Source organism: Streptomyces sp. NBC_01549, from assembly GCF_026339955.1.
GTDB lineage: Bacteria > Actinomycetota > Actinomycetes > Streptomycetales > Streptomycetaceae > Streptomyces.
Map to the genome: position 1 here is coordinate 399,861 of NZ_JAPEPW010000003.1, position 14,617 is coordinate 414,477.

Sequence of the window (14,617 nt, forward strand, 5' to 3'; positions counted from 1 at the left end):
GCAGGCGGGGGTGAGCCGTTGCCCCACCCGCCGCCCAAGCCGGGCAACCAACGAAATGCGGTGCTCGGGGTGACGAAATGCGCGGGGCGCAAGGTCAGTCGGTTGAGCGGCTGCCTCGGGGCTTTACGACGGACCGCGGGACGGCGACGGGTCCCCGGGGGGAGCCTTGGAGCACCAGGGGTGCGGGGAACTGCCCGACAAGCCACAGCGGACCGCTCAGACGCGGACGCACCCCCGGGAGCGTGACGGCGTTCTAAGATCCACCGCATGTCTTGGATACGTCGCCGAGCGCGTGACGCCGAACCGCCGCCCGAACGCCTGCCGGACCTGGAGTTCCTCGCTCTGGTGAAGGCCAGTCTGGAGAGGTACGCGCCGGGTGTGACGGAACGGACCGAGCTGAAAGGCAACTCCTTGAGCAGCCCGCACGGGTGGGCGATCAGGCGCCAGGTGCCGGGTATGCGAACGCCGTCCACCGTGCGGTGAGTGGTCTTGTTGCCGATCATCCGGCGATTGTGCCGCAGCTGCCGCTGCGGGGTCGGGGAATTTCCGCACGGTCGAAGTCCCTCACCCGATTGCTTGACGGGTGGTGGGCAGGCAGAGACTTGGCGGCTGTGGACGATCACGTAATTCGGCTCTGGCGCTGATCTTGTGACGCTGTTGGTTCAGGGTGTGAGGAGTACGCGCTTGCGGAGGAAGTCGAGGTTGGCTCGTCCATATCCTTGCCTTTTGAGTAGTTTCGTCCTTGTGACCTGTCCTTCGACCTGGCCGGAGCTCCAGGGGGTGGAGAGTCCGGCCGTGACGGCGTCGATGTCGCGGCTCAGTCCGTTGATCAGGGAGTGCAGGGCGGGCAGGTCGTCGGCAAGGACGCGCTCCATCCAGGCGGGCAGTTGGTTGCCCCGCAGGTCACGCATCATGGCGGCGAAGTCGCGGACGTGGTGGGTGACGGCGTCGAGTTCAGGGCAACCGGTCTGGATCTCCTTGAGATCGGCGGCATTATCGGCTGTCAGGTTTCCGGGGTCGGTCATGATCCAGCGGACGATGCGGCGGGGCCGTGGTGCCGGGCGACGTGCGGGTGGTGCGGCGGTGGCGGCCTTGAACGGACGGAGGTAGCGCCGCACAGTCTGGATGCTTCCGGCGAAGCCCAAGGCGACGATCTCCTGGTGGAGTTGGGTACTGATGTGACAGCCCTCGTTCCACCGTTGGTGAAGGTAGGGCGTGTACTCGTCCAGGATGGTGGACCGGTTCGTTGCTTTGACCAGCAGCTCGTCGATACTGGTGGCGCCGGCGAAGCGGCGCACGGTGGATCGGTCCAGCCGGAGTGTCCGACAGATCTCCTCCAGCGTTCTGCCATCGTCGAGGAGCTGTCGCACGGCGGTATAGCGTTCCCTGGTCCGGGTCACCAGTCGGCGCTCTCGTCCGCAGACGTCGAGCAGCGCGGCAGCCGGTGCGGGCGGCGTCAGCCAGATGTCGTCGCTGGTCGGCGGGGCGGCCGGTACGGTGTTCTCGAACGTGGTGCGGACGCAGGCGTGGTGGGCGGCGACGGTCTTTTCGACAGCCTCGCCGAGGTTGTGCCACAAATGCCAGGCGTCGGCGACCTGCACCGCTTGCGGGGCGCCGCTGCGGGCGCCCTCGGCATAAGCCCCAGCCCGGTCCCGGCAAATGATCTCCACTTCCCGATGGCCCTTCAGCCAAGTGGCCAGCGGTTCGGCATCCCGGCCGGGCAGGACGTCCACCGGGCGCCGCCTCTCCAGGTCCACCAGGATCGTGGCGTACGAGTCGCCCTTCCGTAGGGCGAAATCGTCGACCCCGAGCACGCGGATCTCTTCGACGGGTTCTTCTGGCGTGGCGCGGACCAGACGTAACAGGGTGTCCTTGGCGACGCGCAGGCCCAGCACCCCGGCCAGACGGGCACCCGCGCGGCCGGCCAGCGCGAGAGCGATCGAGGTCAACTGCTCACGAACCAGCGGCGTGTAGCGGGCATGCGGGCTCGTCAGTCCCGCGATCTGCTCGGCGAACGTCACCGCCCGGCACGCCGGGTTCGGGCACTTGAACCGCCGCACCAGCAGCTCGATCACGACTCCGGCGCCACCGAACGCGGCATCCGCGAGCCGTCGCAGGTACCGTCCGTGCACCCGACCCGACGCACTACCGCAATGCGGACACTCCGCACCCGCCGAGCGAGCCCGCGCATGCATCGTGACCACCCCGGCCACAGCCCGCTCGACCAACTCCACCACGACACCAGCCAGATGAGGGAACAACACCTCAAAACTCCGCGAAGAGCACGCGAGCCATGATCACAGCCACCACTGACACCGACTCCGTCACAAGATCAGCGCCAGAGCCGAATTGCGTGATCGCTGACAGTTGGAGGCAGCTCAGGCGATGGACGCCGCGCGGGCACTTCGCATGGGCTCGAATGCCGCGGTCCAGGCGACGACACGGTCGAGCAATTCCTCCAGCGAGCGTGCCCTGGGCGCACTCGGAGCGAACACCGTGAAGTTCTCGAAGTCCGTGGCCAGGTGAAGGGAGACCTGGGTCGGCACGTCGGCGAGCCCGAGCAGACCGCACATCTGCCGCAACTGGGCCGCGGACCCGGCGCCGCCGGCGCCGCCGTAGGAGACGATCCCGGCGGCCTTGTTCGCCCAGCCGGCGTAGACGAAGTCGATGGCGTTCTTGAGTGCGCCGGGGAGCTGGTGGTTGTACTCCGGCGTGACGAACACGAATCCGTCGAGCGTCTCGATCGTGCGCACCCACGCCTGCGCCTCGGGGCCTCCGGTTCCGCCCATGGCGGGTGACACCGCCTGGTCGAAGAGCGGAAGTCGGAACTCGGCGAGATCGACGAGCTCGAACTCGGCGTCGGACCTCTGCGCCGAGACTTCGTGGACCCACCTGGCGACCTGCGGGCCGAGCCGTCCCGGACGCGTGCTGCCGATGATGATGCCGATCTTGGTCACGATGCGTTCTCCTGTCGCGATTTTTGGGGCGTACCACGGGCACGCGGTCACCGTTGTGGTCGGCCGCTGTGCCAACACCCACACCGACGCGGTAGGGGCCTCGATCGTCAGGAGACGGGCCGCCGTTGTCCCCCGCTGACATCGGCGGGTCCTGATCCGTCGTATCGCGCGGGAGGATTCGTACGTGGCGAGTGAAAGGCACTGACCGAATGGACATCACAGGCGGAAACGAAGACGCTCCGGCGCGTCCTGAGGACGAGCCGCTCATGTCAGAGCGGCGCAACCTCGCCAATCTCGCCTACCGGCTGCTCGGCTCGCTGACCGAGGCGGAAGATGCCGTCCAGGAGGCGTACGCCCGTTGGTTCGCGCAACCTGTCGAGCGCCGGGCCGCTGTCGCGAATCCCGCAGCCTGGTTGACCACCGTCGTCAGCCGGATCTGCATGGACCAGCTCCGTTCGGCGCGTATGCGCCGAGAGCGGTACGTTGGTGAGTGGATTCCAGAGCCACTGCCGGCGCGGGCCGAGTGGAGCGCACTCTCCCACGGATCGACGGCGAGAGATCCCGCCGACCACATCACGTTGGACGAGTCCGTCGAGATGGCGTTCCTGGTCGTGCTCGACTCGATGACGCCGGCCGAGCGCGTCGCCTTCATGCTGCACGATGTGTTCCGGGTGCCGTTCACCGAGGTCGCAGAGATCGTCGGCCGCACGCCGGGGGCCTGCCGCGAGCTCGCCTCGTCGGGTCGTCGACGAGTGGCTGCTGCCCGAACCCGCGGTGCACGGGCTCGGCGGCGTTCTGCCATCGTCGGTGAGTTCCGGCAGGCATGGCAGGCCAAGGACGTGGATGCCCTGGTACGACTCCTCGACCCGTCGGTCGTCGCCATCGCGGACGGTGGCGGTCGCACGATGGCCTCGCCGACGCCGGTCCAAGGCCACCTTCGGGTTGCGGAGTTCCTGGTACACCTGGCGGGTCTCGCCAGTCGGCTCGACCTGCTTGAGCGGACCGTCAATGGCCAACCAGGCCTCGTTGCGGTGAACGGCAGTCAGGTGCTGACCGTGTACGCGTTCGACATCGACGAGTCCCACATCCGACGTATCTGGGCGATTCGCAACCCGGACAAGCTGCGGTCATGGAGCAGTTGAGGTGCGCGTCGACCTCGAGCCTGACAACTCACACTGCAAGACCGTCGATCGGTCGGGCCGTCGGCACGCTGTGATGCCGGGCTCGAACCGGCCGGACCCAGATCCTCAGAAAGGAACCACCGATGTCGTTCAACTCCCACACCCTGCACCTGACCGCTCGCGGCACGGACGAGGCATCCGCCTGGTATCAACAGGCCTTCGGAGCCACAGAGCTCACCAGGCTGGTGGTACCCGGCGGCCGGCTGATCCACGTCCAGGTCCGCATCGGGACGCTCACGCTGATGCTGGCCGACGAGTTCCCTGAGATGGAGTCCTTCGGGCCGCAACACTTCGGCGGCACCTACGGTGCCGTCTACCTGCATGTCGACGATGTCGATGACACCTGGCAGCGGGCCGTCGGTGCCGGGGCCACCGTGATTCGCCCGTTGAGCGACACCTTCTGGGGCGAGCGAGAAGGTCAGCTGCTCGACCCCTTCGGTCATCGGTGGGGGCTCACGCAGCATCTCCGCGACGTTCCGCTCGCCGAGCTCCAGGAACTCACGACCGAAGCATTCTCCGGCCTCACCGCAGGCTGAACGCCGTGGTACCGGCGGCACGTTTCTGAGGGACTCTCCCGCGTAGTTCGCCGAGCCCGACTCCGGGCGGTGGCCAACTGCCCGACGACCGAGACGAGGCCCTGGCACGACTCCGTGGCCCCGACGATGACCTCGAACCGGTCGGGCGACATCGTTTGTCCCTCCGGCGCTCCCAGGACCAGTTCCAGATAGTGGAGTCGCCGCTTGTAGGGGATCGCCAGGCAATGTTTGCCCTGTAACCGCCTGGGGCGTCAGCTCGTGCTGAATGGTGCGTTCTCCTCAGCGTCGAGCTGGTGGTCCGCCCAGATGTAGCTTTCGGGAAGCAGGTCGGTGACGGGCACCATCCGGAGGCTGTCGCTTGTCCCGACGATGACCTTCAGGGCTGGGAAGTAGTCGAGTAGGACCTGGCGGCAGCGGCCACATGGGGGCACGACGCCTCGGTCCCGGTCACCCACGGCGACGATGGCGTCCAGGTCATAGGCACCCTGAGCGGCAGCAGCGCCGATCAGGACCAGCTCCGCGCAGGGGCCTCCGGTGAAGTGATAGGCGTTCACCGCGGTGACGATCCGGCCGTCTCGGGCGCGGGCCGCAGCCGCCATGGTGTGGTTGTCGCCCCGGCAGCGTGTGGCCGCGACGTGCGCCGCTGCCCGGATCAGCTCGTGGTCGACACGGTCGGTCTGTATGGTCATCTCCTCTGCCTTCATGCGGTTTCAGGCGACGTTGGCCCTGTCCACGACGGCGCGCAGGCGCCGTCGTCGGCGTGGCGGTTTCGCCAGATGATGTAGCGGCGGATCATAGTGTCCAGGACTCCGCCGCAGGTCGAACCTGAAGCTTCCCCTTGATCGTGGACACCTGGAGACTGGGACGTGAGAGCCCAGAGGAAGCAGTGCCAGGTGGGAAGCAAGTACACGAATCGCTGCTCGGACGAGTACAAGCGGGACGCGATCGAGCACCCGCTTCTGGCCCGACCGGGCCACCGCCCGCGCCGACATCTTCGAATTCGTCGAGACCTTCTACAACAGACGCCGTCTGCGCAAGCACATCCACTGGGGCTACCTCACGCCCCACGAAACACGCCTGCGCTACCGGCAAGACCAAGCCCTCGCGGCGTAACGACAACATGCCCAAGATCACGGGGAAACTTCACCCCTGCGTGGATGGCAGCGTCGCAACGCGATCGCCGCACTACGCTCGCTGTTTCGCTTCGCCAAGAAGCGCGGCCTGATCTTCGCCAACCCCACCACCCGCCTGAAGGCCGAGGACATCCCGCGCAACCTGCTGCCGATGACCGACGCCGAGGTCCTCGCCGTCGAGCGGATCGCCGCCACCCCGGCGCAACGGCTGATCGTCGCCCTGGCCGCCGTCCACGCCGCCCGCGCTGCGGCCATCCGACGTCTCACCTTGGACGACCTCGACCTTCCCAACCGCCGGATCACCATCGCCGGACACGCCCAGCGGCTTGGCGAACTGTCTCATCAGACCCTGCTGGCCTGGCTCGCCCAGCGTCGCGTCACCTGGCCGAGACTCCCAACCGGCACGTATTGATCAACGCGAAGACGGCCCTGGGAACCGGGCCAGTCAGTGCCGAATACCTCAAGCGGCACCTGCTGCACCAGGGCGTCTACCTCGAACGCATCCGCGGCGACCGGGTACTGCACGAAGCACTGACCGTCGGCGCCGACCCGTTGCACCTCGCCCTGGTCTTCAACCTGTCCCACACCGCCGCGAGCCGCTACGCGACCATCGCCCAAAACCTGCTCGACGACCAGACGGGAGTCCGCCGAGATGCGGTCGGAAGGGAGAGCGGGCGCTCTTGACGGCTGCCCGTAAGGGGATCTCCGACCGAACGATGCTGGCGGAGCAGACAGAAAAGACCGGCACGGCTGCTGTCGAGGAACTGCCTTTAAACCAGTGGCGTCCCCGTGGACGAGCCTCATAGCTTGTGCGCTCGTGACAGATGATCCGAAGACGCGCCCGAATCGACATGACCTCGGTCGGGTGTTCAACGAGGTGCCGGAACTCTACGACCGGGTCCGGCCGGGATACCCCGACGAACTGTTCGCGGACCTTGTCACCGTCACCGGCATGGACGAAAGGTCGTCGGTGCTGGAGGTGGGCTGCGGTACCGGCCAGGCGACGCGCTCGCTGGCAACGCTCGGATGCTCAGTGACCGCCATCGAGCCGGGCGAAGCAATGGCCGCACTCGCTCGCCAGCGGATCGCCACCTTCGGCAACGTCGAAGTCGAGACGTCGATGTTTGAGGAGTGGGACGACCGCGGTCGACGCTTCGATGTCCTTGTGGCTGCGTCGTCGTGGCACTGGGTCGACCCGTCGATCGGCTGGCAGCGAGCGCACGACGTGCTCCATCCCGCAGGCTGGATGGCACTGCTCGGCAACGTCGTTGTCCGCCGAGTGGGAGAGCCGGAGGTGTACGCCGAGACCGCTGACCTCCACGAGCGGTTCTGCCCCGGGAACCCCGGCTGGGGTCATCCTCCCCTGGAGGACGACGTGCGCACCACCGACGAGGGCTGGGGCCTGGTCGACGATCCCGGCGGATTGTTCGGCCCAACGATCGTGCGCTGGTACCCGACCGTTCAGTGGTTCGACGGGGACGGCTTTGCCGATCACCTTCGCTCGTTGTCGCTGTACCGGAGGCTCGACCGCGACGTCCGTGAGCCCCTGCTCGACGCAATCGCCGAGCGCATCCGCACGCGGATGGGCGACCGAGCATCACGCCGTTACCTGAGCGTCCTCCGTGTCGGACAGCGCGCCGAGTGAGCCCAGCGGTGAAGGACCTGCCGATTCAGCGGCAACGGACCCACCGCACTTTCATGCCTGCCTGCCGAAGACGCCGTGGGTTCCCAGTGAAAGCACCTCAGTCACGCTGAACCCACGGCCGACGGGCCGCTAAGAACCGTGTCACCAGCCGCAACCGAGCGGTCAGGGCCTCGCGCCCGCGGTCTTCTTCGGCTGGCGGGGCACGGTACTGCTCTTCTCTAGGCGCCCACTACACCGTCGGGATAGGACAACGGGACCGACACGACTGTTCCCCGACCCCCAACTCCTCCCGCGGAGGAGGCCGTTCACCTCCCACGCGAGCGGCCCGGCCTCTACCGTGATCAGGGTGTCCATCCCACCCTCACCGCCGCCCGGCGGGCCCCCGCCACCCGGTCGGCGGCAGCGGCTGCGGGCACGGTGGGCCGACCGGCACGCCCTGCCCCGGTTCGGCTACTGGCTGCTCAGCCGGGGCGCCGTCGTGCTGGGGATGTGCGGGGCTCTATATCTGCTCAACGGCTGTCTGATCGGCTGGGTAAACGCCTACGACGTCATGACCGGGATCACCTCGCCTGGCGCCGTCCGCCCCCAGTGGTGCGCGTGGCCGCTCTCCCTCACCGGGTGGGCCGCGATCCCCGCCATCATCGGAGCGGCCGCCGGCTACCTGATCACCGAGCAGATCCAGGCCCACCACGCACGAGAGTTGAGCGACGTCATCAACGAACTGCGCCGCCTGGCCGAACAGCCCGGGCCGCCCTCGTCCTCCGAGGGCGGCTCATGATCTCGCTGCACGACGTGTTCAAAGAGGGCACCGAAGCCGTCAAAGCAGCCGTGCTGGCCTTCGGCGCCCGCCATCTCAACGATCTCCGTTCGGGGCACGCGGAACCGAACTGGAAGCACGCGGAGAAGCATTTCACCTACCTGATCGAGGGCATCATGGGAGCGGCAGCACCCCAACAGCCCGGCGCCGCCGCCACCGTGCGCCGAGCAGAGAACGAAGCCATCGACCTCCTCCTTGCGCTGCATGGGGTACGCGACTACCGCTGCCCCATCTGCGTCAAGCAGCAGCGGCCCCCGCTGTGAGCCATCGACCTACCCTGGAGACGTGGTGACGGACGCCGAACGCGCACGCCATGCAGCCGCTCTGCGCGGGCTGCTCTACCTCGCCTGCCCGGACGCCCCCGCAACCGCCATCACCGAGACCGCTGCAGCCATTGCGCGTCGGGCAGAGACAAGGCCCGAGGGGCCAGCTCCCGAAGCCGCTACACTCAAGCACCGCTCCCCCAGGGGATCCCGTACCCCAAAGAACCTGAACGGCGCGGACCTGACCGGAGCGGACCTGACCGGCGCGAAGCTGGCCCGTGCGGACCTGACCGACGCGGCCCTGATCCGCGCAAACCTGACCGGAGCGGACCTGATCCGCGCGAACCTGATCCGCGCGAACCTGACGCACGCGAACCTGACGCACGCGAACCTGATGCACGCGAACCTGACCGGCGCGAACCTCACGGGCGCTCGGAACATGCTCCTTCCACCAGGGGCAATCTGGAACCGGGAAACTCGGTGGCCTGCCGAGTTGGTATCGGCTGTCTTCGAGCAGTCCGACGAGGTGAGCCCCGGCCTCTACCGGGTACGCGGCGGACCGGCGCCGGACCGGTCAGACACGAGTGTTCTGGTCTGAAAGAGAGCACCCAGCACCCACGGTGCCGGCGCAGCCGTGAACGGGGCCGGCCGCGGAAGCGCCAGGTCTCCGGCGCCGTCCGCGGCCGCGTCCGGGCCGCGTGCAGCGCCCGGTGCGCGCCCGCCGGGGAAGGTCCGGACGGCTCGTTGTCGTAGAGCACCTGCAGGTCACGCCGTACCACCATGACGCGGTCGGCCAACTGCTCGCTCTCGATGACCTCCAGCGACCGCGGCAGGCGACGCACGCACTGGTCGTGGTTGTCCCAGGACACGTACCGGCCAGCGCCTGCGGGTGCCGAAAACCCCATCCATGATCTGTGACCTGCAGATCCTCACGAACGGTCAGTCATCGTCGGATGGGTCGTGTCAGGCTGGTGGATCGTGCTGTTGCGACTGCCCTACCTCACCGTGTCAAGCGTGTTCGCCTTCATACGGCTGCTGCCGATGCGCGCTGTGGACAGGGACATCGAGATATTGACGCTGCGCCACCAGTTGGCTGTCCTACAGAGGCAGATCAACAGGCCGCGCGTCACCCCGGCGGACCGCGCCTTCCTGGCCGCGCTTCTCCACCAGCTCCCCAGACCCAAACTGCGGCAACTGCACCTGATCGTCTCCCCGGACACAGTCCTGCGGTGGCACCGTGACCTCATGCGCCGTCGTCACGCCGAAGCCTCTCGTCGCAAGCAGTCCGGCAGGCCGCCAGCCCGTCGCTCCATCCAGGCCCTTGTCCTGCGCTTGGCCCGCGAGAACAGCTCCTGGGGGTATCGGCGCATCCACGGCGAACTCGCCGTGCTCGGCATCAAGGTCGCACCATCCACGGTCTGGGAGATCCTGCGGGCGCACGGCATCGAGCCAGCGCCCGAACGCAAACGTCAGACCTGGGCCGCATTCCTGCGCGGCCAGGCCCACGCGATCCTGGCCTGCGACTTCTTCACCGCCACCACCCTCAACGGTGCGACGCTGTACGTCTTCGCCGTCATCGAGCACGCAAACCGCCGCATCCGCATCCTCGGCGCGACCGCCCACCCCACTGCGGACTGGGTCACCCAGACCGCAAGGAACGTGGTCATGGACCTCCAGGATGCCGGCGCCACCGTCCGATACCTGATCAGGGACCGCGACAGCAAGTTCACTGGCGCGTTCGATGCCGTCTTTGAGGCCGAGGGCATCGAGATCGTCACCACCGGCATCCGCGTTCCCCGCATGAACTCGATCATGGAGCGCTGGGTGCAGACCTGCCGGCACGAGCTCCTCGACCGCACCTTGATCTTGAACCAGGCCCACCTGCTCCACGCGCTCGGCGAGTTCGAGTCGATCTACAACCAGCATCGGCCTCACCGCGCCCTGCACAGCGCAGCTCCCCTTCGGCCGCTCCGGGAACCGATCACCGAACCGGACCGACTCGACCACCTCGACATCCGTCGACGCGACCGACTCGGCGGCCTCTTCCACGAGTACGCACACGCGGCCTGACCAGCTCGGACGTAATAATCGGCACCCGCAGTCCTACTCGCCGAAGAAGCTGGGTTTCTTCTCGACGCGGGAGAAGGGCGCCCGGCCGGGCACGACGCCGGTCGGGCGCCCTGCGCGTCGCGCGGTCGAGCGGTCAGCCGACATGCGGCCCTGCTCCCGGTGTCTCCCACCCGTGTCCCGGCTCCGACCAAGGGTTGCGGACCCGTGGCGGTCCAGGAGCCCGGTGACCCGCCCCCTGTGCCGTCGGCCGGTGCCTCCCGGCGCCGCATGGGTTCCTCGATCAGCCGGTTCGCGTGTTTCCTCGCCTCGGCCCGGAACGTGGCGCAGCAGCGGGAGGGCCGGCGTGGCGGGGCGCCACCTCCAGCGTCAGCCGCGGCGAACCGGTCGGCTCATCACAACACCTCCGCAGCACATCCAGGGGAACAAGCTGCGGAAGGGACCCACGGATTCGCGACGTGCCTCGTGCCCTGGGGTCGTCGTCCACGAGGGCGCCGATCGGCCCGGGCGCCCCGCGCCGGCCCCGGCCTCGGTCGGCGCGAGGCCGGGAACCGGCACGTACTGCCGCACCGGAACGTAGCGTTACGAGGCGGGTGGTGCGGGATGTTCGGCGGATGCGATACGGCGCCGGCCGAGCAGGTCGCGATGCATCTCCTCACTGCTGCGCAGGGCGAGCGCCGCCATGGTCAGTGAGGGGTTGGACGTGGCCACCGTGGGCATGCTGCCGCACCCGACGGCGTACAGGTTGGGATGGTCCCAGCAGCGTTGCCATTCGTCGACGACAGACGTGAGAGGTGAGTCGCCCATGATGTGGGTTCCGGCTCCGTGTCCGGCCGCCCTGTAGGCGTAGGGGCGGCCTTCGAACTCGAAGTAGCCGGGCCAGTCCGGCCCCTGTTCGAAACGCGTATGGTCCTCTGCGCCCAGCAGCTCGAAGAGCTGGTCGGAAACGGCCTTCGCGGCGGCGATGCCGCGTTTGACGTAGTCGGACAAGTCGTAGTGGATGACCGGCCGCGGGGTGCCCAGCGCGTCGCGGCGACGAGGATCGACGGTCACGCGGTTCGCCGGGTCGGCCTCCTGTTCCATCTCGAACTGGAAAGCGAATTCGCGTCCGATCCGATCGCCGAGCGCCCGCCGCAGTTCCGTACCGAGAATGCCGCGGCCGTCGGACCCTCCGGTGCCCAGGAATTCGGCGACCCGACGGTCGGGCGGCCCCAGGGCCCAGGTCCAGCCCCAGTTGCCGATCTCCACGCGGAACGGAGCGCGCCGGGTACGCGCGGCGCCGAAGCGGAAACCCTCCAGCCCGGAGGTCGAGCCGGGACCACGATAAGCACCGACCTGCTGGGGCATCAGGCCCCACGTCAGCAGGACCGGGTGGTCCATCAGGTTGCGGCCGACCTGGTCGCTGCTGTTGGCCGCCTCGGAGACGAGGAGGAGCTTGGCGTTCTCGATCGCGTGCGCGGCCAGGACGACGAGGTCCGCGTCGACGCTGTGGGTCACCACTTCGGCGGTGTCGTCACGGTAGGACCGGTACTCGACACCGGCCGCCCGCCCGTCGGCGCCGATCCGGACCCGCGTGACGACCGCCTGGGTGACAAGGGTGACGGACGAGCCCCAGCGGGCCTGGGTCTTGAGGGGGGTGTACTTCGCCTGGGACGGGCAGATCGGTACGCAACTGGCGTAGCCCTGGCACAGCGTTCCCCGATCCGGCTGCCCCGGCCCCGGGGCGGGCCGGTAGCCGGCGCCGTCGTCGTAGGAGGGATGGGGCAGTCCGTTGCGGGCGTGCGGCGTCGTGACGACGCGCAGACGGACCGGATCGTCCACCCCGGGATCCCGCACGGTCCCGCCGTCCAGGGACTTCGTCATCACCTGGTCCAGGTAGCTCTGCGGGATGGCCCGCATGGGGAACCGGTAGCCGTCCGGGAACGGCAGGCCGACTTCCGCACGCTGCTCCTCGGCGTCGCCGGCCACCCCGATCTCCCGCTCGGCCGCGCGGTAGTACGGTTCCAGGTCGTCATAGCCGAGAGGCCAGTCCCGCCCCTGCCCGAAGTCCCCGGCGCGGAAGTCCTCGGGGTGCATCCGGAGCGCGAGTCCGGTCCAGGCCAGGCCGGTGCCGCCGTTGGCCCGCAGGTATCCGCTGCCGTACGGGAGCGGACCGTTCTGCACGAAGTACTCGCCGACGTCGGACATGGCCGGCGACGGTGCCACGGTGCTCGTCCGGTAGGGCGAGTTGGGCACCTTGAGCAGCGCCGTGCGGTACGCCTCGACCGCGTCCGAGTGCCCCCCTTCCGGACTGGGCGCGCCGTGTCCGGCCTCCAGCACCAGGACCCGCCAGCCCTGGTCGCCCAGGCGCTTGGCCACCAGGGAACCCGCGAAACCCCCACCGACCACGACCGCGTCCCACCGCAGCCCCTCCGGACCGCTCATCGCGCGACCACCGACTCGGTGTCACGTGCTCCCACGGGCGCTACCTCGGACGGGGCGTCGGCCCAGCTCCCGTGCCCCTGCGCCGCCGTGCCGGGCGCGTTCCCGCCGAACGCACGCCATACGAGACCCTGTTCATAGGCCCGGGACGAGACCACGTACGGCCCGGCCTCCGGTGCCGACGCTCCGTTGTCCGGGGACAGCGGGTGCGGCAGGCCGGGCCACGTTCCGACGTACCAGAGGTGGGCGATCGCCCGCGCTAGCTCCCGGGCGGAATCGTCCTCGAGGCGTGGCGGGCCGTCGGGGGACCCCGCCACCGAGCCGGCGAGCCGGTCGAGCCGCTCGGCCCCTGCCTGGTCCACGACGACCTGCCGGTACGTGTGCATCATGCCGGTCTCCTGCAACTCCCTGCAGTCGAAACCGGTCAGGTTCGCCGACAGGGCGGCGAACTGGTGGAGTTCCATGCTCTCGAAATCCTTTTCCCTGTGGGGTCAGACGAGTTCTTCTCGTGCACGCGCGCACCTGCGGGACGGCGGGCCTGCGCGGGCCGGCCTCGCGCCGGACCGCTGGGGCACGGCCGACGCCCGGACGGGTACCGGCGACCCCACGTCAGCGGCGTTCCGCCGTGGCGGCTCGCACCGGGTGTGGCACGGCGAACGGAGTTCCGCGCGGCGGTCGGCGCATCCCGCCTGTCAGGCCGTCAGCCCTTCACGGCACCCCCGTTGATGGCGATCCGCTGCCCGTACCGCGTGTACGGGTAGTAGTCGTAGATCGCGTGGTGCTGAACGCAACGGTTGTCCCAGAACACCAGGGTGCCGGGGGTCCAGTGGACACGGCAGTGGAGGACCGGCCGACCGGCGGTCACGTCGAAGAGCATGTCGAGCAGCGCCCGGCTCTCCTGGGGTGACAGCTGCGGGATGCGGGAGGTGTAGGCCCTGTTGGCGTACAGCAGTTTGCGGTCGGTCTCGGGGTGCCGCGCGATGAGCGGGTGTTCGCTCCTGGGCACGACGTAGCCCTCGGGCGGGGTATAGCCCTGGAACGCCTGTGCACCGTCATGGATCGCGGTCAGCGGGTCCAGCAGCGACCGCATGGCCGGGGACAGCATCTCGTACGCGAGGTGCATGTTGGCGAACATGGTGTCGCCGCCGCGGCCCGGCTCCGGAACCTCCGTGATGTAGAGCATCGACCCCAGCGACGGCTCGGCGTCGGCACTGCCGTCGGTGTGCCAGCCGTTCCCGGCCACGTTCGCCGCCGCCGCGTTCGTGCGGATCTCCAGGATGTGGGGGTCGCCCTCGGGCGGCGGCGGGTCCACCGGACGCAACTCGCCGAAGCCGCCGGCAAAGCGCTTGTGATCGTCGGAAGTGAGCACCTGGTCGCGGAAGACCAGGACGTGGTGATCGCGGAACGCGATCCTCACCTCTTCCCACTGCTCGGTCGACAGTTCCTTCGACAGGTCGACGCCCGAGACCTCCGCGCCGATGACGGGGGTGATCCGCTGAACCGTGAGGGTTCTGTACGGGTGTGCGGGTCGCGTCGTCACCGCTTCGAGTGCTTCGAGCTCGTACTGCTCCATGCGTTCCTCCGTAAGGTGTCCATC

At 68.6% G+C, this 14,617-nt stretch carries 16 protein-coding genes and 1 pseudogene; 10 read left to right on the plus strand and 7 right to left on the minus strand.

The genetic code is table 11. From position 1 onward, the window contains the following. Nucleotides 1–267: 267 nt before the first annotated feature. Entirely contained in the window at nt 268–483 is a 216-nt protein-coding gene (locus OG819_RS48070) for a hypothetical protein (RefSeq protein WP_266637862.1), read from the plus strand. Nucleotides 484–662: 179 nt separating this feature from the next. Here the strand turns inward: OG819_RS48070 and OG819_RS48075 are convergent, their stop codons facing one another. Beyond that, nucleotides 663–2,264, minus strand: coding sequence for an ISL3 family transposase (locus OG819_RS48075; RefSeq protein WP_266637864.1), 1,602 nt, complete (start codon nt 2,262–2,264; stop codon nt 663–665). A gap of 114 nt (nt 2,265–2,378) precedes the next feature. Next, complete coding sequence (locus OG819_RS48080; RefSeq protein ID WP_266637866.1) at nt 2,379–2,957, minus strand: NADPH-dependent FMN reductase; 579 nt, start codon at nt 2,955–2,957, stop codon at nt 2,379–2,381. A gap of 266 nt (nt 2,958–3,223) precedes the next feature. Here OG819_RS48080 and sigJ point away from each other — a divergent pair, with 266 nt between their 5' ends. Beyond that, complete coding sequence (gene sigJ / locus OG819_RS48085; protein WP_266637868.1) at nt 3,224–4,099, plus strand: RNA polymerase sigma factor SigJ; 876 nt, start codon at nt 3,224–3,226, stop codon at nt 4,097–4,099. Between the two features lie 122 nt (nt 4,100–4,221). Then, entirely contained in the window at nt 4,222–4,674 is a 453-nt protein-coding gene (locus OG819_RS48090; RefSeq protein WP_266637870.1) for a glyoxalase/bleomycin resistance/extradiol dioxygenase family protein, read from the plus strand. Between the two features lie 251 nt (nt 4,675–4,925). On the opposite strand, the gene OG819_RS48095 is transcribed toward OG819_RS48090, so the two are convergent. Continuing rightward, the gene (locus tag OG819_RS48095; RefSeq protein WP_266637872.1) at nt 4,926–5,363 is read right to left on the minus strand and encodes a cytidine deaminase; all 438 of its coding nucleotides are present in this window, start codon (nt 5,361–5,363) and stop codon (nt 4,926–4,928) included. A 595-nt stretch (nt 5,364–5,958) separates the two neighbouring features. Here OG819_RS48095 and OG819_RS48100 point away from each other — a divergent pair. From OG819_RS48100 to OG819_RS48125, 6 genes are all read left to right on the plus strand, one after another. Then, complete coding sequence (locus OG819_RS48100) at nt 5,959–6,219, plus strand: hypothetical protein (protein WP_266637874.1); 261 nt, start codon at nt 5,959–5,961, stop codon at nt 6,217–6,219. After that, a complete protein-coding gene (locus OG819_RS48105) occupies nt 6,216–6,491 on the plus strand; it encodes a hypothetical protein (RefSeq protein WP_266637876.1) in 276 nt (91 codons plus the stop codon). Before OG819_RS48100 ends, OG819_RS48105 begins: the two co-directional genes overlap by 4 nt. 181 nt (nt 6,492–6,672) lie before the next feature. Continuing rightward, nucleotides 6,673–7,452, plus strand: a complete 780-nt coding sequence (locus OG819_RS48110) for a bifunctional 2-polyprenyl-6-hydroxyphenol methylase/3-demethylubiquinol 3-O-methyltransferase UbiG (RefSeq protein ID WP_266637878.1) — start codon at nt 6,673–6,675, stop codon at nt 7,450–7,452. A gap of 346 nt (nt 7,453–7,798) precedes the next feature. Then, nucleotides 7,799–8,230 carry a DUF6313 family protein gene (locus tag OG819_RS48115; RefSeq protein ID WP_266637880.1) on the plus strand — a complete coding sequence of 144 codons (432 nt, stop codon included), beginning with the start codon at nt 7,799–7,801 and terminating at the stop codon, nt 8,228–8,230. After that, nucleotides 8,227–8,532 carry a hypothetical protein gene (locus OG819_RS48120; protein WP_266637882.1) on the plus strand — a complete coding sequence of 102 codons (306 nt, stop codon included), beginning with the start codon at nt 8,227–8,229 and terminating at the stop codon, nt 8,530–8,532. The genes OG819_RS48115 and OG819_RS48120 overlap by 4 nt, the downstream gene beginning before the upstream one ends. A 22-nt stretch (nt 8,533–8,554) precedes the next feature. Continuing rightward, nucleotides 8,555–9,130, plus strand: a complete 576-nt coding sequence (locus tag OG819_RS48125; RefSeq protein ID WP_266637884.1) for a pentapeptide repeat-containing protein — start codon at nt 8,555–8,557, stop codon at nt 9,128–9,130. A 154-nt stretch (nt 9,131–9,284) separates the two neighbouring features. On the opposite strand, the pseudogene OG819_RS59285 reads toward OG819_RS48125, so the two are convergent. Beyond that, nucleotides 9,285–9,437 (minus strand): annotated as a pseudogene (locus OG819_RS59285) (zeta toxin family protein); the annotation flags it as partial. A gap of 73 nt (nt 9,438–9,510) precedes the next feature. On the opposite strand from OG819_RS59285, the gene OG819_RS48130 reads away from it, so the two are divergent. Beyond that, nucleotides 9,511–10,602 carry an integrase core domain-containing protein gene (locus tag OG819_RS48130; RefSeq protein WP_266638730.1) on the plus strand — a complete coding sequence of 364 codons (1,092 nt, stop codon included), beginning with the start codon at nt 9,511–9,513 and terminating at the stop codon, nt 10,600–10,602. A gap of 579 nt (nt 10,603–11,181) precedes the next feature. Here OG819_RS48130 and OG819_RS48135 read toward each other — a convergent pair. From OG819_RS48135 to OG819_RS48145, 3 genes are all read right to left on the minus strand, one after another. Continuing rightward, nucleotides 11,182–13,023, minus strand: a complete 1,842-nt coding sequence (locus OG819_RS48135) for a GMC family oxidoreductase (protein ID WP_266656010.1) — start codon at nt 13,021–13,023, stop codon at nt 11,182–11,184. After that, nucleotides 13,020–13,484 (minus strand): hypothetical protein, encoded by a 465-nt coding sequence (locus OG819_RS48140; protein ID WP_266656012.1) that lies wholly within the window; start codon nt 13,482–13,484, stop codon nt 13,020–13,022. Before OG819_RS48140 ends, OG819_RS48135 begins: the two co-directional genes overlap by 4 nt. Before the next feature lie 236 nt (nt 13,485–13,720). Beyond that, nucleotides 13,721–14,593 (minus strand): TauD/TfdA family dioxygenase, encoded by an 873-nt coding sequence (locus OG819_RS48145; RefSeq protein ID WP_266656014.1) that lies wholly within the window; start codon nt 14,591–14,593, stop codon nt 13,721–13,723. Between the last annotated feature and the right edge of the window lie 24 nt (nt 14,594–14,617).

Excerpts from the sequence above, each read along its gene's own strand:
- OG819_RS48070 (WP_266637862.1), top strand. The coding sequence starts at position 268 with ATGTCTTGGATACGTCGCCGAGCGCGTGACGCCGAACCGCCGCCCGAA.
- sigJ (WP_266637868.1), top strand. The coding sequence starts at position 3,224 with ATGTCAGAGCGGCGCAACCTCGCCAATCTCGCCTACCGGCTGCTCGGC.
- OG819_RS48090 (WP_266637870.1), top strand. The coding sequence starts at position 4,222 with ATGTCGTTCAACTCCCACACCCTGCACCTGACCGCTCGCGGCACGGAC.
- OG819_RS48095 (WP_266637872.1), bottom strand. The coding sequence starts at position 5,363 with ATGACCATACAGACCGACCGTGTCGACCACGAGCTGATCCGGGCAGCG.
- OG819_RS48100 (WP_266637874.1), top strand. The coding sequence starts at position 5,959 with ATGACCGACGCCGAGGTCCTCGCCGTCGAGCGGATCGCCGCCACCCCG.
- OG819_RS48120 (WP_266637882.1), top strand. The coding sequence starts at position 8,227 with ATGATCTCGCTGCACGACGTGTTCAAAGAGGGCACCGAAGCCGTCAAA.
- OG819_RS48135 (WP_266656010.1), bottom strand. The coding sequence starts at position 13,023 with ATGAGCGGTCCGGAGGGGCTGCGGTGGGACGCGGTCGTGGTCGGTGGG.
- OG819_RS48140 (WP_266656012.1), bottom strand. The coding sequence starts at position 13,484 with ATGGAACTCCACCAGTTCGCCGCCCTGTCGGCGAACCTGACCGGTTTC.
- OG819_RS48145 (WP_266656014.1), bottom strand. The coding sequence starts at position 14,593 with ATGGAGCAGTACGAGCTCGAAGCACTCGAAGCGGTGACGACGCGACCC.